Origin of the sequence: Aquimarina sp. AU474, assembly GCF_900312815.1 — a bacterium.
Classification (GTDB): domain Bacteria; phylum Bacteroidota; class Bacteroidia; order Flavobacteriales; family Flavobacteriaceae; genus Aquimarina.
In genome coordinates this window covers 653,893-678,677 of the sequence record NZ_OMPE01000008.1, presented here as the reverse complement: position 1 = coordinate 678,677, position 24,785 = coordinate 653,893, and the positions used below count along the sequence as shown (strand labels likewise).

Below are 24,785 nucleotides of genomic sequence, written 5' to 3'. Positions count from 1 at the left end.
CTATTATACTCAATAATTATTCCATAAAATCTTATAATCCAGGAATGTTAGGCATACCTTCTTTGGCAACAGCAGCTAATTCGCTTTCGTTAATCTGTGTGGCTTTGGCAATAGCTTTGTTTAAATTAAGAATAAGATAATCTTCTAATTGTTCTTTGTCCTTTAACAGCTCATCTGCAATAGTGATATTTTTGATTTCTCTATTTGCTGTAAGTGTAATTTTAAGAAGTTCATCGGCACTGCTTTGATCTACTAGTACGGTATTGAGCCTTTTTTTGGTGTCTTCAATTTTTTGTTGAGCTTCTTTAAGTTTCCCCATCATTCCCATCATGTCTCCAAACATATTCTTTTTTTTTAAAAATTATATGAGCAAAATTAGTACTTTGGCTGTTAATAAACTAAGAGATTATTATGAAAAGTCTACATATTATATTCTTACTTTCAATTACTTTTGCAACTTCGTGTAAAAAAAATACTAGTACCGCATTGGAAACACAACTTCAGTACCCGTTAGCAGACAAAAAGAAAACAAACTTAGAAAAACATGATGATGTTAGGGTTGATAATTACTTTTGGTTAAATGAGAGAGAAAATCCAGAAGTAATTGACTACTTAGAACGAGAGAATGACTTTAATGATAAAATGACTGCTCATACCAAGGATTTTCAAAAAGATCTTTTTGAAGAAATGAAGGGTAGAATCAAAGAAGATGATGCTTCAGTTCCGTATAAACTTAATGGATATTGGTATATTACTAGATATGAAATTGGTAAGGATTACCCAATATATTCTAGAAAAAAAGAAACCCTTGAAGCTGAAGAAGAAATATTATTTGATTGTAATATAGAGGCAGAAGGTCACAGTTATTATAGACTTTCTGGTTTAAATATTAGTCCTGATAATAAGCTAGCAGCATTTGGGGTGGATACCATAAGTAGGCGTAAATACACTATTCGTATTAAAAACTTAGAAACTGGAGAAGTATATCCAGAAACTATAGAGACCACTACAGGAGGTAGTACTTGGGCTGCAGATAGTAAAACATTATTTTACACAAAGAAAGATGATGAAACATTAAGATCTGATAGAGTTTACCGCCATATATTAGGTACGCCCGTTTCTCAAGATGTAGAAATCTATAATGAAAAAGATGACACTTTTTATACATTCGTTTATAAATCAAAATCTAAAAAATATTTGATTATTGGCTCTAGTAGTACACTCACTACAGAATATAGAATTTTAAAGGCAGATAACCCTACTGGGGAATTTAAAGTATTTCAACCAAGAGTAAGAGGGTTGGAGTATGGTATTGCTCATTATGAAGATCATTTTTATGTATTGACTAATGATGATAATGCTAAGAATTTTAAATTGATGAAAGTTGATGAAGAAAATACGCTGAAAGAGAATTGGAAAGAAGTAATTCCGCATAGGGATAATGTATTATTAGAAGATATCGAAATTTTTAAAGACTATTACGTTATTAGTGAACGTAGTAATGGTCTTAATAAAATAAATGTAAAGCGTTGGGATGGTACAGTAAATTATTATCTTCCTTTTGACAATGAAACATACACGGCGTATACAAGTACCAATCCTGACTTTGATACAAAAATCCTTAGATATTCCTATAATTCGCTAGTTACTCCTAATTCTGTTATCGATTTTGATATGGAAACCAAAGAGAAGGAAGTGAAGAAAGAACAAGAAGTTCTTGGTGGAAAATTTGACAAAAATAACTACGTATCAGAAAGGGTTTGGGCTACAGCTGCAGATGGGACCAAGGTACCCATTTCTTTGGTGTACAAAAAAGGTATTAAAAAAGATGGTAGTAATCCATTATTGCAATATGGATATGGTTCATACGGATCAACAGTAGATCCATATTTTTCTACAGTGCGTTTAAGTCTATTAGATAGAGGTTTTATTTATGCTATTGCGCATGTAAGAGGAGGAGAGTATTTGGGTAGGCCTTGGTATGAAGAAGGGAAGTTGTTTAAAAAAATAAACACTTTTACCGATTTTATTGATTGTTCAAAATTTTTGATTGAAGAAGGGTATACATCCAAAGATCACTTATATGCAATGGGTGGTTCTGCTGGAGGCTTACTAATGGGAGCTGTGGTAAATATGGCACCTGAATTATATAATGGTGTAGTCGCAGCTGTACCTTTTGTAGATGTAGTAACAACTATGTTAGATGATAGTATCCCTTTAACTACTGGGGAATATGACGAATGGGGTAACCCAAATGAGAAGAAGTATTATTTGTATATGAAATCTTACTCTCCTTATGACAATGTTATTGCACAAGAATATCCTAATATGTTAGTTACTACAGGACTTCATGACTCTCAAGTGCAATATTGGGAACCGGCAAAATGGGTAGCTAAACTAAGAGAGTTAAAAACAGATAATAACATATTGCTTTTACATACCAATATGGAGGCTGGTCATGGAGGAGCCTCTGGTAGATTTGAAGCTCTTAAAGAAGTAGCCGAAGAATATGCCTTTTTGTTGGATTTAGAAGGTATAAAACAATAATTGAAAAATTTAATGTAACTTCGTACCGTTTTTATAGCAGTATTTGAACCCCCGATTTTTTTCATTTACCTGCTAAAACACCACTATATGAGAGAAAAGATACAGGCTTACAATAATGTTTTAGAACTTATAGGTAATACACCACTTGTAAAACTAAACAGAATTATGGAAGGCTTTCCGGGTAATTACTATGCAAAAATGGAGTCGTTTAACCCTGGCCATTCAACTAAAGATAGAATCGCACTTTATATAATAGAAGAAGCTGAAAGAAAAGGAATTCTTAAACCAGGTAGTACAATTATAGAGACAACTAGTGGAAACACAGGTTTTAGTCTTGCTATGGTAAGTATTATTAAAGGGTATGAATGTATTCTTGCGGTTAGCTCTAAATCCTCGAAGGATAAAATAGCGATGCTCAAGAATATGGGAGCAAAAGTATATGTTTGTCCAGCCCATGTTAGTGCAGATGATCCAAGATCTTACTATCAAGTTGCCAAGAAATTACATGAAGAATTAGAAGGATCAGTATATATTAATCAGTACTTTAATGATTCTAATATTGATGCACATTATAACTCAATGGGCCCTGAAATATGGGAGCAAACAGGAGGTGAACTTACTCATTTTGTAGCTTGTTGTGGAACCGGGGGAACTATATCCGGTACCGCAAGATATTTAAAAGAACAAAATAGCAATGTGCGAATTTTAGGGATCGATGCTTATGGATCGGTACTCAAGAAATATCATGAGACAAAAGAATTTGATTCGAACGAAATTTATCCATATCGTATCGAGGGGTTAGGTAAAAACCTTATTCCTACGGCTACAGATTTTGACGTTATTGATGAATTTGAAAAAGTAAATGACGAGGATAGTGCTCATACTGCTAGAGAACTGGCTAAAAAAGAGGGTATGTTTTTAGGATATACCAGTGGAGCAGCAATTCAAGGGATTAAACAACTAGCCGAAAAAGGAGAATTTACAGAGGATAGTAATGTCATTGTAATTCTACCAGATCACGGATCTAGATATATGAGTAAAGTATATAGTGATGATTGGATGATGGAGCAAGGATTTTTTGATAGCAAACATGAAGTGGATGCTACCAAAGTTGAGTTTGTTAAATAGATTTAATGATCACATAAAAAATAAAGGCATCTGATATACATCAGATGTTTTTTTATGGACTAATTTAAAGTTGTAATCTAGTAGATTACTAGGGTTTTTGAAGCAATTTTCCGTGTTAGAGAATTGGTAAAAGCCAAAAAATCAAGTACTTTGGGGAGTAGAATACTGAAGAATTGTTAAATTATCACTTTGTAAAAGTGAATTGGAATTTAATTATGCCATCAAATCAATTTTACGTATTTTCGCAGACTTATAAGACACAAATTTTTGATAGATGAGAGATTTATTTGATAAGATTTATAAAGACAAGGGACCATTAGGGAAATGGGCAGATCAGGCTGAGGGATATTTTGTTTTTCCGAAACTAGAAGGTCCTATATCAAATAGAATGAGATTTCAAGGAAGAGAGGTAATTACATGGAGTATTAATGATTACCTCGGATTAGCAAATAAAGAAGAAGTAAGGAAGGTAGATGCAGAAGCAGCGGCTATGTATGGATCAGCATATCCTATGGGTGCTCGAATGATGAGTGGGCATACAGATCTTCATGAACAATTGCAAAATGAACTTGCAGAGTTTGTAGATAAAGAAGCTTCGTATTTATTAAATTTTGGTTATCAAGGGATGGTATCAACTATCGATGCTTTGGTAAGCAAGGATGATATTATTGTTTATGATGTTGATGCACATGCGTGTATCATTGATGGTGTACGGTTACACCAAGGAAAAAGATATACCTACCGCCATAATGATATAGAAAGCATTGATAAAAATTTGATGCGTGCTACAAAAATGGCAGAGAAGACAGGAGGAGGAATTTTATTAATTTCTGAAGGTGTTTTTGGAATGCGTGGTGAGCAAGGAAGATTAAAAGAAATAGTAGCGCTAAAAGAGAAATATAATTTCAGATTATTTGTTGATGATGCTCATGGATTCGGAACTTTAGGAGCTACTGGTGCAGGAACGGGAGAAGAGCAAGGGATTCAAGATCAAATAGATGTGTATTTTGCTACGTTTGCAAAATCTATGGCAAGTACAGGTGCTTTTATTGCTGCAGATCAGGAAATTATAGATTATTTAAAATATAATTTGCGATCTCAAATGTTTGCAAAATCACTTCAAATGCAATTAGTTGTGGGTGCTTTAAAGCGTTTAGATATGCTTAGAACAATGCCAGAGCTAAAAGCAAAACTTTGGGATAATGTTAATGCATTGCAAAATGGGTTAAAGGCTAGAGGATTTGATCTAGGTACTACTCAAAGTTGTGTAACGCCAGTGTATTTAAAAGGAAGTATTCCAGAAGCTATGGCATTGGTAAAAGATTTAAGAGAAAATCATGGGATTTTCTGTTCTATAGTTGTGTATCCTGTGATTCCTAAAGGATTAATTTTATTGAGGTTGATTCCTACAGCATCTCATACTATGGAAGATATTGAAGAGACATTAAATGCGTTTTCTGCCATAAGAGAACGATTAGAAAACGGAACATATAAAAGAATGTCTGCTGCTGTTGCTGCTGCAATGGGAGAGTAGATAATAATAAAATATTAGACATATAAAAAAACATCACTCATTTGAGTGATGTTTTTTTGTATGTCAGTAACTTCTAAATATCTTTTCTAAATGTTCTTCTTTTTTTATGTAAATCATGGTCATACCCATTCCATAAAGCCTGAATAGCTTTGTTTTCTTCTAATTCTGGATTGGTTTCTACAACTTCGATACCATTGCGTAAGAAAGCTTCGTTCATCTCTTTAAAAATAAGAGCAGTAACACCTTTGTTTTGATATTCTGGGTCTACTCCTATAAGATAAAAAGCAGCTGTATTATTTCTACGCTGGGCTTTTAGAATATGTAAAAAACGTAAAGGATACACCTTCCCGTTCATTTTCTTCAATGCTTTTGAAAAAGAAGGCATAACAATAGAAAAAGCAATTAACTTACCTGTTTTATCAGCAATGCATGTAATATATTCTGGATTAAGATAGGGTAGGTACTTTTTCTTGTACATATCTATCTGGTATTGTTGTATAGGAACAAAAGTCTGTAAGCTGCTATATGTTTTGTTTAGTAAATCAAACATATCATCAGCATACTTTAAAATCTCTTTGCTTTTGTTAAATTTTAGAAGAGTAAGCTGGTAGCGTTCCTTTATAACTTCTGCAAACTTGACTACCTTTTCTTTGGTTTGTTTAGGTACACGTATTTTGTATTCTACCCAGGTAGCGGCTTGTTCAAAACCAAGTTCTTCCATATGTTTCGCATAGTACGGGTAGTTATACCATGTGATCATTGTGTTTAATTCTTCAAATCCTTTGATCAAAATTCCGGCCTTATCCATATTAGAAAAGCCAACAGGCCCTTCCATGTATTCAAGAGAGTGCTGAGTGCCAAATTCAGAAACTTTTTGTAATAAGGCTTTAGTTACCTCAATATCATCAATAACATCATACCATCCAAAACGTACTTTTGGTTTCTTTTGTTCATTAACTTCTATCCAATTAATAATAGCGGCAATTCGACCAACAATCTTGTCGTTTCTGTATGCAAGAAAGTATTTGGCATCAGAATTTCTGAAGACAGGATTTTTTTTTGGATTCATTACATCCAGTTCTTCCTTAATAATAGAGGGGACGTAATAAGGGGAATCTTTATATAATTCAAAAGGAAATTTAACAAACGTAGTTAAATCTCCTTTTGAAGTAATTTCTTTAATCGTAATCATAAATCATATGTCATCTCTAATTCGTAGCAAATATATAACCCTTTTATCAAATATTACGAATGCAGAAAGATGATTTTGTTAATTATATCAACAGAAGTTACTTTGGGTAACACATAAAAAATGTATAAATAAAGACGTAATGATTACATTATGGTTTTAATTCTCTATTAAGATCCACTGTCATCCTCGTTTTCTTCATCCTTTTTTTGCTTTTCTTCCTTTTTTCGTTTTTTCTCGTCTTTTAAGCGTTTCTTTTCTTCTTTCTTTCTACGTTTTTCTTCAGCTTTTTTAGCTTTTTCTTGTTCTTTTTGGTACTTCTCATATTCAGCATCAACATCGGCATCTTCAGCCTCTTGTTCCTTCTTTTCCTCTTGCTTTTCTTCTTTTTTCTCTTCTTTTTTCTCTTCTTGATTTAATTCTTTTTCCATTTGCTCCAGCTCCTTAAGCTGTTTGTCAATATCATCAAGTTCCTCATCTACGCCTTGTTCTTCCTCCATTTTATCCAGTTCTGCATCAATGTCTTCTATCATCTTTTGCTTTTCTTTCTCGGCTTTTATAGCTGCTTTTTCAGCTTCTCTAGATGCTTTCTCTTCTCGTTTTAATCTTCTGGACTCTTCTTTCCTAAACTTTTTATCTTCCTTCTTAGCAATTTTTTCATTCTCGATGCGCTCACGTTCTAATCGTTCTTCAGTACGTCTCTCATCGAGGTCTTGCTCGATAGCATCCCTAAAACTATCATCTTCAAAATCATTAACAAATGGAGTTTTTCGTAGTTTAAGACTATCGTTTTCAACACCTTCTGTTTCTTCATCTTCATCCAATCCATCTTCGTCCTCATTTTCTTCTCCCTCACTTTTCTCATCTTCGTTTTCTTCTCCTTCTTTAACTCCTCCCTCTAATCCTGGTTCTTCAATAATTTCATCTTTTGTATGCCAATCAAATCGGTAAGATGCACCAATGCTGCAAGTAAATATCGAAGGTGTGTCTTTAAAGTTAAAGGCTATGTTAGCATCAAACTGTAGATCCTGATCAAATAAATAGGCACCACCTATTCTAAGTATATTATCACTATAAAAATCACTTTTTTGACCTTGATATTCAACAAAACCGGCCCATTGCTCGTTTACGGTATGGGTAGCTGTAAAAATCCATCCTATTGCTGGATTATCGGTAGTTACTTTATCTACAATGATATTTGTTACAAAAGCCCAATCACCACCATACGTGGTCGTCCAGTTGTTTTGAGCTGCTACTACAAATATAGGACTTATAGAAGCGTCATTTGGAAAAGTGAAAGGATTGTCTTTGGCAACAAAATTGACTCCTGCATAAGCTGATACTGCGGGTATAAGAGTTTTCCAACTAAATTTATAGCGTTCTTTCCAGCTTTTTAATTTATCGTAATTTAAAGAGTCTTTCTTTGGTTTTTTATAAGGGTCGTAAATCAAATACTTAGCACCTAAAGTATTTATCTCAAAATTACTTCTATTAATTTTCTGTTCATTAGCTCCAACGGTTTGAGTAACTCCATCTGCTCTATAACTACCATTAAGTCTGATCTCAAGTTGTTCTATAAGAAGTCCATATCTTACAGTATAGTCAAGATTAAAAACCTTGGCTCTAGTATCTAAAATCTTGTGTTTTTCTTTTCCAAGTCCCATACCACCTTCTAGCTGCAATACATTGTTACCTACAGAAAAGGCACCTTGAGAAGTACCAGGCCTGTTGGAGTTGATCTTCTCGGTATATTGCGCAGAAGACGTTAGCCCAAACAAAAAGATGGTGACTAACAGCAGAATAGATTTAGGGCTCATATTCAATAGATTTGGTTCAAATATAGCAGATTTTATCATTTTTTTAGGATTGTCTACCCGTAATTGTATAGAGAGTTCGCTATTTTTGAAAAAAAATAATATGCAAGAAGCTTCTTTGCCAGGGGTATTAAAGGTTATCCTCATTATTTTACTTATATATTATGGACTAAAGGTATTAACGCGATTATTTGGTCCTCTATTGCTTAGATACGTCACAAAGAAAGCTGGAGAGAAATTTCAGCAACAGTTTAGTCAATACCAACAACCACAACAATCTCCTGAAGATGACGTTACTATTGATAAAAAAACGAAGCAAAAATCTTCAAATAAAGATGTAGGGGAATATATCGATTATGAAGAGATTGATTGAGTTCTCCCTCTAGTAATTTATCCATTTCAAAAATAAGTAATAGCTTATCTCTAAATCATGGGGTGCTAGTATCGCATTTTTCAAAAATATAGGTGTTTTAAAAATATGTCTATATTTTTATAGAAGTTGCTTATATTTTTTAATTTGGCTCATCATTAAATAAACGTACACAAATCATGTCTTTAATTAAAAGATTCTTACCCCATATACTTGTTATTTTTGGTTTTATAATTGTCTCATTGATCTATTTCAATCCAGTTTTAAATGGTAAAATGTTATATCAAAATGATATAAAGCTTTATGAGGGGATGACTAAACAACAGAAAGATCATAGAGCTCAAAAAGGACAAGAAACGTACTGGAATAATTCTGCCTATGGTGGTATGCCTACGTATCAATTGGGGGCGAAGTTTCCGCATGATTATATGGATAAACTAGATCGGTTAATCCGTTTTTTACCCAGGCCTGCAGATTATTTATTTTTATACCTAATTAGTTTTTATATATTAATGCTAGTGATGCGAATTCCGTGGCGAATTGCCATTGTTGGTGCATTAGCCTTTGGATTTTCTACATATCTTATTATAATTATTGGAGTTGGACATAACTCTAAAGCACATGCAATAGCGTATTTCCCGTTGGTAATTTCAGGAATTCTATTGGTTTTTCAACGAAAATACATCTGGGGATTTTTACTTACAGCTGTAGCTATGGGTCTAGAGATACAAGCAAATCATTATCAAATGACTTATTATTTAGGTTTACTCACTTTGGTAATGGGTGTGGCATATGGGATTGATGCTATTAAGAAAAAACAGACTCTGCACTTTTTTAAATCTGTTGGGATATTGGTTGTGGCTGTGGTTTTAGGTTTAGCTACAAATGCAACTACGTTGTTATCTACATCAGAATACGTGGATACTAGTATAAGGGGTAAGAACCTGCTTGCTGAAACAACAGCAAGTTCTTCAGAAAAAAATGGTCTAGATTATGAATATATTACAGAATATAGTTACGGAAAGTTAGAGTCCTTAAATCTTTTTGTTCCTAAACTAATGGGTTTAGGAAGAGCATCAGACCTAGGAAAAGATTCTGCTTTTTATCAAAAATTGTTAGAATTGGGACAACCCCGCGAACAAGCAAATTATTATGCCAATGTAACGGGATTGTATTGGGGAGATCAACCTTTTGTAGAAGCTCCTCCTTATCTAGGTATAACTGTGGTATTTTTGGCTCTTTTGGGACTATTGCTTATTAATGGAAGATTGCGCTGGTGGCTTTTGGGCGGTATTATCTTATCATTACTGCTTAGTTGGGGTAAGAATTTAGAATTTCTAACTCAGTTTTTTATAGATTATGTACCTTTTTATAACAAGTTTAGAGCAGTATCTAGTATTCAGGTAATACTGGAACTATTGATGCCTATTGCCGCTGTATTTGGTTTACATAGGTTTTTTAATGATAAAATTCCTTTTATCGAGAAACAGAAGAAATTTTTTATTGCATTAGGTGTTTTTGGTGGGTTGTGTTTAATATTTTGGTTATTTGGAAGCAGTTTATTCAGTTTTAAATCACCTTCTGAAGTGCAATTAGCAATAGAGCAACCTGCTATTTTTGACGCTATTAAAGAAGATCGTATTACCATAATGAAAAGCGATAGTTTACGATCTCTTATATATATTATCCTTGTTGGTGGTGTGCTGTGGTTTACTTTAAAAAAGAAATTATCAGAGAATATCGCTTTGATCGTTGTAGGGCTGCTTATTCTTGTTGACCTTGTTTCGATTGATAGACGAAGCGTTAATGAAGAAGGGTTTATTTCAAAAAGAGAATACAAAAATTATTTTCAGCCTACTGCTGTCGATAAAGAAATTTTAAAAGATAAGTCATATTTTAGGGTGTTAGATCAAGCAAGAGGGTTTAATAACTCGCACACAAATTATTTTTTCAATTCTATTAATGGGTATACTGCGGTACGCCCAAGAAAAATGGAAGATTTATATTATAATCATATTGCCAAGGGTAACTTGCAGGTGATCAATATGCTTAATGTAAAATATGTCATACAACAAAACGAGAAACGTGAGTTAGATGTGCAGCAAAATCCTTCGGCTAATGGTCCGGCTTGGTTTGTCGAAGAGTTAAAGTTTGTTGATGGATATAAGGATGAGTTTGAATCATTAAATACTATAGATACAAAGAAAACGGCTGTTATAAGAAAAGAGTATCAAGATCAATTAAAAGGATTTAAGCCAGTAAAAGATAGTATCTCTACAATATCTATTTCTAAAACCTCACCCGATCATCTAGCATATAATGTGTATGCTGCTAATCCTGGTTTTGTTGTGTTTTCTGAAGTATATTATAAAGAAGGTTGGAAGGTATTTATCGATGGGAAATCTGATAATATATATCCAGTTGATTATACTCTAAGAGGAATTAAAATACCGGCAGGTAGGCATGAGGTAGAATTTAAATTCGAACCTCAAGTAGTTAAAACAGGAGGCGCAATTACGCTAACCAGTTCTATCATTTTGATAGTATTACTTTTAGGTGGGTTAATGTATCAATACAAGAAAACGGGTAGTTTACTATCTTTAACAAAAGAAGATAAGTAATTAAGGTGTTAAAAGTTTTGATTATTACATATTATTGGCCACCAGCAGGAGGGCCAGGCGTACAACGTTGGCTTAAGTTTGTAAAATACTTAAGGGATTTTGATATCGAGCCAGTTATTTATATACCCGAAAATCCAACCTATCCTTTAATAGATGATTCTTTGTTATCTGAAATACCTGATGGAGTAACAATTTTGAAAAATTCTATTTTCGAACCTTATCGTTTTGCACAAGTTTTTTCAAAGAAAGAATCCAAAACTATTAGTAAAGGCATAATTGCTAATAAGAATAAGCAATCACTGGTGCAAAAATTATTACTCTTTGTTAGAGGGAATTTTTTCATTCCTGATGCTAGAAAGTTTTGGGTAAAGCCGTCGGTTACATATTTAAAAAAATACATTTCAGAAAATAATATAGATACTATAATTACTACAGGCCCTCCTCATAGTGTGCATTTAATAGGGAAGGGGCTTAAAGATAAATTAGGGATTCGTTGGCTTGCAGATTTTAGAGATCCTTGGACGACTATTGGGTATCATGATAAATTAAAATTGACGAAGAGATCAATAAGAAAACACAAATCTTTTGAGAAAGAAGTATTAACTACCAGTGATCATGTTATAGTTACCAGCTTTAGGACCAAAACAGAATTTGAGAACATTACGACAAAACCTATTTCTGTAATTACCAATGGTTATGATAAAGAAACGATATTAGAAACAATTTTAGATAGTAAATTTACTATATCACATATAGGATCTTTATTATCGGGCCGTAACCCTCGAAACCTTTGGAAAGCTCTGTATGAAATTGCCGAAGAAAATAAGGAGTTTGCTAAAATGTTTCAATTACAATTGATAGGAGCCGTAAGTAATGATGTGTTGGTTTCTATAAAGGAAGCTGGTTTATCCAGTTTTTTAAATATGCAAGGATATGTTTCTCATAATAAAGCCATCGAATTGCAAAGGAGTTCTTCATTGTTGTTACTTGTAGAGATTGATAGTGAGGAAACTAAATCTATAATACCGGGGAAATTATTTGAATATATGGTATCAAAACGTCCTATTATTGCATTAGGACCAAAGGATGCAGATATTTCTATTTTGATTAAAGAAACCAACTCTGGTAAATTTTTTGAATATCATGAGTTTGAAGCTTTAAAGGCTAGTATCTTAGAAGCTTTTATAAATCATAAGGAAGGAAAATTAGTGTCCAATGTAAACGGCATTGAACGATATAGTCGAAGAGAATTAACTAAGAGTCTATCAGGTATTATAAAAAACGATAGGATGTAAAGGTATGGGAGTAGTTGTTAATCAATCCGTAAAGAATGTAATTATTACTTGTTTGGGATTTGGTATTGGAGCAATAAATACGCTTTTTTTATTTACCAATTTCATGGAAGAGCAATATTATGGCTTGATTTCATATCTTATATCTGCTTCAAATTTGATATGGCCTCTTATAGCATTTGGTGTGCATAATACACTTGTAAAGTTCTTTTCTTCATATAAAGATAGAAAACAGCAAGATAAATTTATGAGCCTAATGTTGGTACTACCCTTATTTATGGCGCTTATAATAGGTGGCTTAGGAGTACTGTTTTATAATGTATTGTTGGGATACTTTAGCAAAGGGAACCCTATTGTACAACCCTATATTTGGACTATTTTTGTTTTAGCTTATGCCTTATCTTATTTTGAAGTCTTTTTCGCATGGTCCAAAGTAAAATTAAAGAGTGTTTTTGGAAATATGATGAAAGAGTTATTCTTAAGAGTGTGTATTAGCATCCTATTGCTCCTGGTTTATCTTGATTATTTATCTGTAGAACAGTTTATTTACGGATTGGTGTTTGCTTATTTGTTAAGAACCACCATCATGAAGGTATACGCTTTTAAGCTACATAAGATTAAGCTTAGTATACCTATACCAACTAATTATATTGCCGTTTTAAAGTATTCTGGATTGATCTTGATTGCTGGCTCTGTAGCAACTTTACTTATAGATCTTGATAAAACTATGATAGAAAGGTATTTGGCTATTGAAAATGTGGCCAAATATGGTATCTGCGCATATATAGCAAGTGTAATTATAATACCTTCTAGAGCAATGCATCAAATCACCTATCCTTTAACAGCAAAGTTAATTAATGAAAAAGCTTGGAGTCAATTAAAGTCTTTGTATAGAAAAAGCTCTATAAACCTTTTGATAATCAGTGGATTATTGTTTGTATTGATTGTTTGTAACGTCCATGAACTTTTTGATGTTATTCCTGATAATTATGAATTATATATATGGGTAGTTATCCTTATTGGAAGTGTAAAATTGTTTGATAACGCTATGGGTAACAATAATGCTATACTATATACTTCTGATTACTATAGATTAGTTTTGTATATAGGAGTGGGAATGGCTATTCTTTCTTTTGTTCTTAATGTTATATGTATACCGATATTTAAAGTAACGGGAGCAGCTATAGCTACATTTGGTGCTGTTTTCTGTTATAACATTGCCAAATTATGGATTGTATATATAAAGTTTAAAGTGCATCCATTTTCTAATAAAACGATTCTTTCGTTAGTTTTAATTTTAGGTTTTGTTTTAGGGTTTTATTTCTGGAATTTCCCTTTTCACCCTATACTTAATATTATTTGTAAAAGCGCTTTGATAGTAGGGGGATATACAGCAGTATTGTATTTCTTAAAATTATCTCCAGACATTAATAAACTAATAAAGAAAATCCCCAGAGATGCTTAAGCATTTGTCTCTAAGGGATTTTCCAACTAACCAACCAAAAAAATAAATTTCTTATATATCTTTATTAGCTTCTACTTCTAGCCGAACGTGATCTTGGACTACTTGATTTTGAGTTACTAGATCCTCTAGAAGATCTGCTATATGTATTGCTTCTTTTTTTATTAGTACTAGTTTTTGCTGTATTTGCAGCTCTATTACTATAACGACTGTTGCTAGAACCTTTTGTTACATTTCTAGAGTAATTTCTAGAAGTAGTTCTTGGTTTTCTTGCTTGAGTACTACCAGAACTTGTGTACTTCGGTTTACTACTATAGTTATTTGATCTATTCGATACTGTATTTCTTGTTCTTTTAGTCGTTTGTACCGTTCCTCTTGATGGAGTAGTTCTATTACCAGATCTAGTTCTAGATGTACTTTGTGTATTTCTGTTTACAGTACGTGATCTCTGATCAGGAGTAACACTACGAGTTCTATTTACATTTCTTGTACCATTATCATAAGATCTGCTTCTAGTTACACTTCTTGTTCCGGTATTGTTAGATCTACTTCTTGTAGCAGTTCTTGTTCCGTAATTAGTAGATCTAGATCTACTTCTGTTAATTGTGCTATAGTTACGATCATTTCTCTTATACATAGCCGTTCTATGACCTCTTGATCTGTAACCTACGTTTCTAATATTAGAACCTCTATACCCTCTGTTATAGCTTGTTATTCTATTGTGAGGTCTGTAATAGTTACGGCTTCTATAAGGTCTGTGGTAATATCCGTTATAATAGTTTGATCTATATACTGTATATGAACATCTATATGGTGTATAATACCTTCTATATGGTCTCGTGTACACTATACATCTACTTACTACAGGTATAGTGAAATATGCGTGAAATGGTCTATATACATAATGTCTGTTATAGTTGTTTATATATCCAGTACAGTTTAAGAAGTTTCCATAACTGTTATAGTTTACATATAATCCACCTACTCTTGAGATACGACCATAGTTATTGTAATTAATAAATACATCACCAGCTTGTGTTATTCTACCGTAGTGATCGTAAAAAATAGGAGTATCTTCTACCTGTACAACCGCTCCGTAATCATCATATTGTACAAAAGCGTCATAATCATATCCAGAATTAAAACTTATGTTTACCCCAGGTGCATTTAGACCAACATTAACTCCTCCTCTTGACCCATTGATATAAAAATCAAATTGGCCATCAGCATAAATTGAAAAATCAATTCCTCCTTCACTGAAGATAAATGACTTTCCGTTATTATAATAACGAGTAGAAGACTCAGTATTTGTTTCTGATGCATTAGCTGTAAATGTTGCTAATAATAATCCTGTAAAAAGTAAAACAAATTTTTTCATAATTCTTGATTTTAAATGAGTATCTCGATTTGTGTTTTTGATGCTCACTTTTATAGTATCAATCAGCGTGCCAAAAAAATAAACCATTGATTATTAGGTGTTTTTTCTTTGATCTTTTTAATTCTTTACTGGGGTTAAGAAATATATCCTTGAAGATTACTCTTGTTAATTAGAGTTCATTAGTATAAAATAAAAAAACAGCTGCATAGTAGAGCAGCTGTTTAATTACTAACTAACAAACTTCATTACGTATTCGTAACGGCATTACTATTTGTGTGTTTAGAGTTTAATAAGTCGTAGAATCGTATTTTTTGTTTTGGTCTGTATTTTTACAAAATAACTTCCTGATACTTTAATTTGTTTACCTAAAACTATTCTACCTGGATTTTTTTTGTAATTTTTATGAATCACCTCTTTCCCTAGTAGGTTATATACTTTTACAACTAAAGCCTCGCTATTCATCGTAGAAACATCAATCGTAAAGGTGTTGTCGAATGGGTTAGGGTATAGGTTAGGAGTATTTTGTTCTAATTCATCTTTGGTTCTTGTAGGTCTCTTTGTTATTAAACCTTGGTTTGGTATCGTGTTATATGCGTAATCTTTTATAGTATATGATAATCCATTATTAGCGACTGTTGCATAAAACCATCCATAATGAGTGGCTCCATTAATTTTGAAAGAAAATCCTATATAACCTAGTTTTCCATTCCAGCTTGTGTATGATGAGGAACTAATTAAGAAACTATTAGAATTGGCAACAAAGTTGCTAGAGGAGTTCACTTCGACACCTTCTTCTATTAAAGTTACATTATTGCTGGTGCCTTGGCAAACGACATCCTTTTCATAAGTAACTAATCGAATAGTACTATTGGAGAACCATCCTCCAAATCCATTTTCGTCGCCTGTTTCAATTCTAAAGAAATTCCAAGTATTTGATGAATTAGTGGTTTTGTCCTCGATATCGACATATACTATTGTACCGTCATTGTTACAAGGTGTGCATGTTCCTCCACAATCGATACCGGTTTCATTTCCATTTTGAATACCATCTGTGCAGGTTGGACCAGAACCGTTACTAATATTGATAGTATAATCCTCTACTTCACCATAATTTATGGTCCCGCAAGAACTATTACCATCATTAGCATCGTATCCCACTACAACTCGCATTCTTGTGCTTCCTGTTTTAGCTGTGCTAGGTATATTTATTAGTAACTCACGAATGGTATTACTTGTTTGGGTAGTTATTTCAAATTTCTCACCTACATCGGTAAAATCTCCATCTATATTCCAGTCGAACCATGCATACACTTCATTATTGGCTCCCCCTTGATATCCTACAATGGTGACTTTAAGATTTGTTGATCCTCCTTTGGTAACATTACCAGAAATGGTTGTGTAGTTCTCGTATCCAGTAGTGCTATTTGAAGAGCTGTTATTTATTCCTGCAAAATTTACATTCGCTATTGAATCATCATTAGAGTTTGTTCCATTCATATTGCAATATGTCACAGTTGGACACGGATCACAAGAGCCACCACAATCTATTCCGGTTTCATCTCCATTTTGTATACCATCACTACAAGATGGACCCGATCCCTCTGTAATAGTAACTCTATAATCTTCTACTTCGCCAATTGAAGTAATAGTACCACATGGTCTTAATACATCTTGGTAGTATCCTGATCGTACTCTCATACGTAATGACGTATTTGTCGTTGCAGATGCAGGAACAGTAACTGTACTCGTATAAGAACCATTTTGAATGCCTGATATGTACAACACTTTTTCTTGATCATCTCTAAAATCATTATCATTATTCCAATCAATCCATACTGCGACAGTAGTAGGGTTCCAGGTATTTTTTGTAGTTATGGTCAATGCTAATTGTTGCCCCGTGGTAAGGTTTGTAGAGATATTAGAGTAATCGGTATATTGATTATCACCAGTAGAATTATTATTGATACTGCCAAAAGTTACATTATTGATATCAATCCCTTCACCCGTTCCTGTTGCAGTTGCTGCACAAATTTCTGTAAAGATTTCACATGGTTCGCAAAATTCACCTCCGCAATCAACTTCTGTTTCACCTCCATTTTTAATCCCATCATCACAAGTTGGCTCAGGAATACAGTCGTTACAAGACGATCCACCGCAATCGACTCCTGTTTCATCACCATTTTGTTCACCATCGGTACAAGAAGCATTGGCAATGCCAATATTTACTTGGTAATCTTCAACTTCACCGCGGCTTCTATCTCCACAATCTGCGTTACTAGCCCTGTCATCTACTCGTATTCTCATACGTGTAACACCTAACTGGGCATTGGTAGGGATATTTACACTAATCTCTCCAGTAGTATTAGATGTTTTTATCACTTCCAGATATTCTCCAGAATCTCTAAAATCGAAATCATTATTCCAATCGAACCATACATATATTCGGGCAGCAGAACCACCATTCCACCCTACAACATTTACCTTTAAAGGATACTCTTTTCCTCGAGCAACGAAAGCAGTATTTCCGGTATAATCAGAATACCCAGTTGCATCTCTAGCTGAAGATTTATCTATCCCTGCAAATTCTACATTAGTAATTCCTTCGGTACCATTATTACCTTTAGCATCACAATAGGTTTGTACATCATCAGAATCTTTGGTGCCAGCTTTTATAGAAGCTTCTGGGATACCTTGTAGTCCATATTCTAGAATTTCATATGTTCTTCCGTTGGTGCCTACTTTTATTTTTAACCAACCATAATGCATTCTTCCAGATCGGTTTATTCTAACCCCGGCATAACTTGTTCTTCCGCGCCAGGCTCTATATGTTTCAGAATCCATCATATGTTGCCCTCTTCCTTCATTGTATTCTCTTCCGTTTTTCCAGGAATTATTGGGTCCAATAACAGATCCCGCATTTAATGGTGTAAGTTCATAATTGGCGTTGGCTACGGCGTCCTTTCGCCACGAAATAAATTTAACCCCAGGAAACTCATTACTTGAGTTGCTTGCTGGATATTCTTGAAATTGGTATGATGCCGAAGTAAATTCTAGGTTATAAGTCCAGGGTAAAATGGTAGTACTGCCATTTTCTGAATCTGAACCCACCACGAATCTTCTTATAGGCGATGGTACTTTGGTGTATGCATTGCCTATATATTCTATATTGAGTGGAAACTCTTTGAATGCTACTTGAGAGCCAATTCCATTTGCGAATATGGTACTCTTAAATTTTAATCTTATGTTTTTTACAAATCCTTCATATTGGGCCCAATCACTTTCGGTAGCAATACCTTTCATGGTTAACTTGAGTTGTCTGGAGTTCATTACTTTTGCGGTAAAAGTTAATCCTTTAGGAACATTTCTTATGCTATAATGATTACCTGAAACCAAAGTTCCTGAAACCGATAAGGAGGCGTCTTTAATATCTACTGTGATTTCATTTTCTATTGTGCCATCATTCTTCACGGATTCTAAAAAACGATCACTAGAATACACCAAATTAGGTACGGCAACCGTTGCCTGCATAGATTTGCCAGGATCTGGGTTTAATCCAAAAGTTGTTAACTCTGCATATTCTCCATTGGCGGTGACCTTTATTCTTAACCAGCCATATACATAATCCCCTGTTATCGTAGGTACTCTAATACCTACATATCCGGTTTTACCATGCCAAGAAGTATACCCAGCACCAGCTATTCGCGGGGGAGATGTAGCAACGGCTTGTCTTCCTATCCACGTTCCTGAAGTGTTAGCACTTATGGTTGTTCCTTCGGCTAAGTTTTTTATATTTATACTACCTGGGTTGCACAGTACATCAAACTCCATAGCATTATTGTCAATAGTGATTGTATTACCATCATATGATCGTAGCCTAGTTCTGTATCGACCACCTATTACTAATGAATTAAATTTTGATGCTATGGCATCGTTATAATTTTGTACAGAACGCCCGGTTACTATAGCTGGAGAGTACATCTCATAGTAGGGTTTATATGGGTCAATAAAATTGATATCGTATACTCCTGTTTTGGAGTATAATGAATTTACACCACCTACAATGGCAGGGTTTAATAATGTAATTTTAATTTCTTTAGAATCTGCTTTACTGTGGTTTGTAGCATTGCCAGTAAATGTTATAATGGCATTTTCATTGTCCTGCACTGTAATTTGAGTACTTAAACCATTGGGTACATTGGTTGTTGTAAAGTGAACACCTTCTTGCATTTGACCTGTAATAGCAAATTGAGCGCCAGCAACAGCTTTGATTCTTTTTTTATTAAGTATGTCTCCGTTATTATTTGCAAAACCTTCTATAAATGCCAACGCTTGATCTACTGCACTATCTTCGCTATCTTGATAGGTAAAAATTACTCTGGCCCCCAAATCAGCTTGTTTAACACCTGTGGCTATCAAATTAGCATCTTGCCATAAAGTGATTCTTGCTTCATGATCCATAAAAGATTCCATTCGAGTTACTTGCCCTTTGGTAAACATAGATTCACAGGGGTTATAATCCATGTGGTTTTGATGATTGATCAAATTATTAAAACAGTTTGTAACTCCTGATTTACAAGATCTTCCTCCTTGTTCTGATGCTGTACCCGCTAATGTAGGAGGTGTATCTGCTACAAGATCTCCTTGGTCATCACCAGATACACATCCTCCATTAAACGTATGGTGCAATCCCAAGAAATGCCCAAACTCATGCGTTAAGGATGAGGCAGGAGGGGAGTAAATGATATATTTACCATTATACACTACTCTTGCTGTACCTTCTTCAGACATGTTTTGAGCGGGAAACCAAGCTATGCCAGACTGCGTAGTACTACCGGATTTGATCACTTCTTGTATATGAACATTCATGTATTTAAAATTATCCCAAGCATATTTTGCGATCTCTGCATTGTTGCTACTAAGTCCAAAACCTTCTTTTCTTTCGTGGTAAATGATTCCGGTTGTGGTGTTGCCATTGGGATCTACTTGAGCTAATCTAAACTCAATATTCATTCCTCCTTCAATATTGCCAAAAGCATTATCTACAGGATCGTTGAAACCTTTAAAATCATCATTAATATCCTTAAGTGCTTGTATTATTCTGGCATCGGTAACATTTCTTATGTTACCATCACTATCATTGGGGTATTTGGCATCGTAGATGTGAAAAACTACAGGTACAATATAAGAGCCTGCAGCTTTATTGGGGGTTATTTTCTTTTGTAAAGCATGTTGCTTTACTTTTTTTTCAAAAGCTAATGCTTTTCGTAGTTCTTCAGGGTTGTCCTTGTAGAATTCTTCTTTGATCTGATCAAATGAGCAGGGTTCGTCTATTGCCTGTTGAGCCTTAATCGATGCTGTTGAAAATAGTAACAGGTAAATAATCGATATTTTAACAATAAAATTCATAATAAAGTAAAGTTTGTGTTAATTATTAAAATTACAACAAACAATACCTTTAAATAATTAAAAAATATCCAATACTGATATTATATATACCTGTTTGGTTAAACTTCTATTTTTAAGGTGTTTATAATGAAGATAATACGTTTTTTCGTATACTAAAAAGAGATGTTTTCTATTTCAAGAAAGGGTAGGAGTATACTTTGTTCTAAATAAAAATAGCTCGGGTTTTTAGGTCCGAGCTATCTGATCATTTCATTAAAATGTTATCTTTTACCTAACTTGTAATAATTATGGTCAATTTATTCTGTTTTATAATTATAAATATTCTTCTTCAGAACATTATTATTATGATCACTTATATAATCCAAACGATTAAAGTTATCATAGTTATTTTTAATTTCTCTTTGTCTCTCATTGACTTGAGTCATTATTTTTCCTTCAATATCATATAGACTTAGTTTAATCATCGCATTAGGTAGTCTACTATATAGTTTACTTAATTCTGATTTCAGATTTGAATTATTTAAGTTCTGCAGTGCAGATTCGGTTACATCCAAATTATTAATGACATCATTGTGCTTTGCATTGGATAAAGTAGCCACAGGGTATTTGTTATTATAACCATATAACATACATTTATATTGGCCTCTTCCATTTGTTGTTTCCAACACCTGACCATATGTATTCATTTTACTTACTTCTCTAATTTTTCTCAAATTATCATAAGAGTTTCCTGCCCAAGTTTCGGAAGCATAGATTTTATCTTCTGCAACCCAACTTGTTCTTTTTATCGAAACAATTGTTCCATTTACCTTTGTGGTAATTTGATATGGTTGACTTAAAAAGTTTCTCTTATCCATTTCCGAGTATTCGGTAAATGCATATGTCATAGTTACTTCTTCAGTTTGTCCCTTACTATTTGTGCTTTTCGTTTTTATCGGGAGATAATTAGGGAAATTGTATTTGGTTTCTGTAATATTGGTCATTGCTTTACCGTTATAGAACACGTTACTTTCTTGTTTTGTTTGCTTAATGCTAAATCTTCTAGGTATTGCATCGTATTTTTCAAAAGTACTTATAGAGTGACTAATAGTAACGCCATTTGTGTCTTTTGCAATTTCTTCTAGCAATAACCCAGCCATTTGTGCATCTGTAGCACCGTTATCATATTTCTTTGTTAATTTTCCGATAGAAGAAGCTCCGTACCCTTTATTTTCTATAGTAACATTTCCATAAAAAGTAAAATCATTATTCTTGGTTGAATTTGGATTTTGATACGTATATACGGTTTCTCTAATTTCATTATTTCCATTATTGGTTTGGACTTTTGTTACTACAATATCTTTTACCACATTATTAACCTTATCGTCAATAATTCGATACAAATAATCAGAAGCTCCTTGATTTCTTAACCACATGGCATTGGTACTTAAGAAAGGAGTTTTGCCGGCAAAGATTGTTGGACCCGCCATATGATATTTTTTACCAAGATCGATTGTTGATATCTGATTATTTTTCTTATTTACATACACATACATCCCTTTCTCAAAATTTTCTGATGCAGTAGAGCCACTTGTAGTGTGTGAAGCAAGTTTTATAAATCCATGACTTAATCCATCGGTGTGACTAAAAACATTAGTATAAGGTAATGTTTGATTTGCAATAGGGGATAATGAGGTGTTTGAGAATGTATAAATCTGATTACCTGCTATTAAAAAATCACTTGCCACTCCGGTAATTTTATTATTTGTGCTATACCAAGGATATGTATTTAAACCATTGGTATACTCCCAAGAGTCTGTATTTGGATTATACAATGTATAACCAGTTCTTTTATTGTTTGCGTGATTTTGAAAGGTTGCGAAGTCTTCTCCATAAGATGGTTTTGCATAATATGAAGAGGAGGTAGGAAGATTAAAAACATTCCAATTAATCCCATTGAATCGAGCATATTTAATCGAATGTTGGTAAAACCTATTTTGAAGTGTAAACATACCGCTATATGTAGGGATAATAGGATTATCGTCATTCACGCTTCCTAAAACATTATCTGGTTTTAGTAAATTATAGTTTTCATCCCACCTCAAGAAAAATTCAGGGTTATCATAAGCAACAAAACCAGCCATAGCATTTCCTGGATAAAAATAACTAGCTTCTTCTATTCCATTTATGTATGGATCTGCAGCTGCAGACCATGATTTGGTGATCCAATTTTTACTAGCATCTAGATAATGAATGTAATAATTATCTTCATGATTTACACCGGTAATCAGATCGTTTCCACCATCTTCATTAAGAGATAGTATAAAATTATTTGTTGCTCCGTAGTAATATTGACCTGCGCCTTGATTGATAATCTCTCTATTCCATCTTTTAAGATTCCAATTATACATATGAATTTTTCCATTATGATGCCCACCTATGGCTACAAACTCATTCCCAGAAATTAATGAAGGTCTTCCTGCTCCTACATTAAGATGATTCTCCGTCTTATGATCCCAATTGATACCATCTGGTTTTAAGTGAAATAAATCCATTCTTATGAAGTTTCCGTCATTATGCATAAACCCGTAATACTCTGCTCCAAAAACAGATTGAAAATTTTCTAACCACACTCCTGTGGTAGGGTGAGTATCTTTTATTAAGTATGGAAGTACAAATGAGTTATGTGTCCAATCTTGACCGTTCCATGTGTATCTAACTATTTTAAACCTATGTTTTCCATCTCTTATGGGTGATTTAGATTTCAAAAGCATTAGTGCATAGTTTTCTTTAGTTGCTATTGAATAATAGTTGTATCCAAAATTGTTTGGTGCAGATCCTGTGTTATTATGAGGAGAATTCGTAAAAAGAGTTTTGTTCTCATAATTATAGGTAACGGAGCTTCCCATAGGATAAATGATCTTTTTGATACCTCCTTTAAAATCTCCGGTAGTATGATATTCAAACCTTTGATTTGGGAGTGATTCTCCTATTTCGTTTTCTTGCGTAATACTGGATAGATATCTTTTTTTATCGGTTGAAGAACTATTATTCTCTAGAGTATATGCAAAATTATAGGTATACATTAAGCCATTACTGCTATTATATGTTGCTATGTTTTGAAGATATCTTTTTTCATACCTTTCTTGATATGCATCTGGTTCTGCATACTCTATGTGTGGTTCATAAAATTCGCTAACACTTTTAGTACCATAATTAAATCGTATGTTTTCTCCTGTTGACGATATTATTTTTTTGATGTATGAAGCTTCCGTTTGTTTGACATTTCCAACAAAGTTTTCTTGTAATTCATATTCAAAATTAATATCATTATCCCATTGATCTTTTATTGTAGAGAGGTTCCAAACTATAGTTGCTCTAGACCCACCATTTTTTTTGGAGTTACCTATCCAATTACCCCATGCGACCATGTTTTCTCTCGCGTTCTGAGTTTCGCCATAGACATATTCTGTTCCTTTGTCATCTATAACCATCCAATAATCTAAGGGTCTTTCTACTAACACGCCATGTAGATCAAATTTTTCACTTTTGTAGTATTTTATTTTCCAGGGAATGTATTTTTCGGCTTGAAATTCCCAGATGGTTTCTCCTTCAATATTTCCCGGATCAATTTTATTGGTACAAAATAACTTTGTGTTATTACCATCCTGCAAAAAGAAATCATCATCTTCTTTTGATGCTGTCCCTTTATTATCTGTCACAATTTTGGAAATAGGTAAACTAAATCCAACACCAACAGTACTCGCAGGATTGTATTTATTGGTATTTGAACCAGTATCAAATGATGATTTCCCATCATAGGTAAGGGCAACGCTATAAGAAACCCCTCTTGCCGAAATAGAAGCTATGGGTACCCCAAAAGTTACTTTTCCTGTTGCTTCGTTTATCGAATTTTGAATAAAGCCTTCAATACTTTGTCCAGAGTTGAACGATGATAATTGAGGGGTTGTAATATCGACAGCTTCTTGAGGGTAACTTTTTACACTCAAAAGTATCAGTAGTATTACTATTATTTTTTTTAGAAAATACATTAGTTTTATTTTT

13 protein-coding genes are annotated in these 24,785 nt (G+C 33.5%); 7 read left to right on the top strand and 6 right to left on the bottom strand.

All coding sequences use genetic code 11. From position 1 onward, the window contains the following. Nucleotides 1–31 precede the first annotated feature (31 nt). Nucleotides 32–343 carry a YbaB/EbfC family nucleoid-associated protein gene (locus tag DK508_RS12825; RefSeq protein WP_109301150.1) on the bottom strand — a complete coding sequence of 104 codons (312 nt, stop codon included), beginning with the start codon at nucleotides 341–343 and terminating at the stop codon, nucleotides 32–34. Nucleotides 344–411: 68 nt separating this feature from the next. On the opposite strand from DK508_RS12825, the gene DK508_RS12820 reads away from it, so the two are divergent. The 3 genes from DK508_RS12820 (at nucleotide 412) to DK508_RS12810 (ending at nucleotide 5,209) form a co-directional block, all read left to right on the top strand. Then, the gene (locus DK508_RS12820) at nucleotides 412–2,547 is read left to right on the top strand and encodes a S9 family peptidase (RefSeq protein ID WP_109301149.1); all 2,136 of its coding nucleotides are present in this window, start codon (nucleotides 412–414) and stop codon (nucleotides 2,545–2,547) included. Nucleotides 2,548–2,634: 87 nt separating this feature from the next. Then, the gene (locus DK508_RS12815) at nucleotides 2,635–3,675 is read left to right on the top strand and encodes a PLP-dependent cysteine synthase family protein (RefSeq protein WP_109301148.1); all 1,041 of its coding nucleotides are present in this window, start codon (nucleotides 2,635–2,637) and stop codon (nucleotides 3,673–3,675) included. Between the two features lie 274 nt (nucleotides 3,676–3,949). Beyond that, entirely contained in the window at nucleotides 3,950–5,209 is a 1,260-nt protein-coding gene (locus DK508_RS12810; protein WP_109301147.1) for an aminotransferase class I/II-fold pyridoxal phosphate-dependent enzyme, read from the top strand. Nucleotides 5,210–5,282: 73 nt separating this feature from the next. Here DK508_RS12810 and DK508_RS12805 read toward each other — a convergent pair whose 3' ends face one another. Together DK508_RS12805 and DK508_RS12800 are read right to left on the bottom strand one after the other, a co-directional pair. Then, nucleotides 5,283–6,401, bottom strand: a complete 1,119-nt coding sequence (locus tag DK508_RS12805) for a GNAT family N-acetyltransferase (RefSeq protein WP_109301146.1) — start codon at nucleotides 6,399–6,401, stop codon at nucleotides 5,283–5,285. A 167-nt stretch (nucleotides 6,402–6,568) separates the two neighbouring features. Beyond that, nucleotides 6,569–8,215, bottom strand: coding sequence for a transporter (locus DK508_RS12800; RefSeq protein ID WP_160114686.1), 1,647 nt, complete (start codon nucleotides 8,213–8,215; stop codon nucleotides 6,569–6,571). On the opposite strand from DK508_RS12800, the gene DK508_RS12795 reads away from it, so the two are divergent. The 4 genes from DK508_RS12795 to DK508_RS12780 all read left to right on the top strand — a co-directional run bounded on the left by DK508_RS12795 (nucleotide 8,181) and on the right by DK508_RS12780 (nucleotide 13,960). Further along, the gene (locus DK508_RS12795; RefSeq protein ID WP_370443845.1) at nucleotides 8,181–8,585 is read left to right on the top strand and encodes a DUF4834 family protein; all 405 of its coding nucleotides are present in this window, start codon (nucleotides 8,181–8,183) and stop codon (nucleotides 8,583–8,585) included. The two genes, DK508_RS12800 and DK508_RS12795, sit on opposite strands and share 35 nt — an antisense overlap. A gap of 176 nt (nucleotides 8,586–8,761) precedes the next feature. Beyond that, nucleotides 8,762–11,203 carry a YfhO family protein gene (locus DK508_RS12790; protein ID WP_109301143.1) on the top strand — a complete coding sequence of 814 codons (2,442 nt, stop codon included), beginning with the start codon at nucleotides 8,762–8,764 and terminating at the stop codon, nucleotides 11,201–11,203. A 5-nt stretch (nucleotides 11,204–11,208) separates the two neighbouring features. Then, the gene (locus DK508_RS12785; protein WP_109301142.1) at nucleotides 11,209–12,498 is read left to right on the top strand and encodes a glycosyl transferase family 1; all 1,290 of its coding nucleotides are present in this window, start codon (nucleotides 11,209–11,211) and stop codon (nucleotides 12,496–12,498) included. A gap of 4 nt (nucleotides 12,499–12,502) precedes the next feature. Then, nucleotides 12,503–13,960 (top strand): polysaccharide biosynthesis C-terminal domain-containing protein, encoded by a 1,458-nt coding sequence (locus DK508_RS12780; protein WP_109301141.1) that lies wholly within the window; start codon nucleotides 12,503–12,505, stop codon nucleotides 13,958–13,960. A 64-nt stretch (nucleotides 13,961–14,024) separates the two neighbouring features. On the opposite strand, the gene DK508_RS12775 is transcribed toward DK508_RS12780, so the two are convergent. From DK508_RS12775 to DK508_RS12765, 3 genes are all read right to left on the bottom strand, one after another. Next, nucleotides 14,025–15,335 carry a hypothetical protein gene (locus DK508_RS12775; RefSeq protein WP_109301140.1) on the bottom strand — a complete coding sequence of 437 codons (1,311 nt, stop codon included), beginning with the start codon at nucleotides 15,333–15,335 and terminating at the stop codon, nucleotides 14,025–14,027. A gap of 279 nt (nucleotides 15,336–15,614) precedes the next feature. Beyond that, nucleotides 15,615–20,741 carry a M43 family zinc metalloprotease gene (locus tag DK508_RS12770; protein ID WP_109301139.1) on the bottom strand — a complete coding sequence of 1,709 codons (5,127 nt, stop codon included), beginning with the start codon at nucleotides 20,739–20,741 and terminating at the stop codon, nucleotides 15,615–15,617. Nucleotides 20,742–21,037: 296 nt separating this feature from the next. Then, the gene (locus tag DK508_RS12765) at nucleotides 21,038–24,772 is read right to left on the bottom strand and encodes a hypothetical protein (protein WP_109301138.1); all 3,735 of its coding nucleotides are present in this window, start codon (nucleotides 24,770–24,772) and stop codon (nucleotides 21,038–21,040) included. Nucleotides 24,773–24,785: the final 13 nt, after the last annotated feature.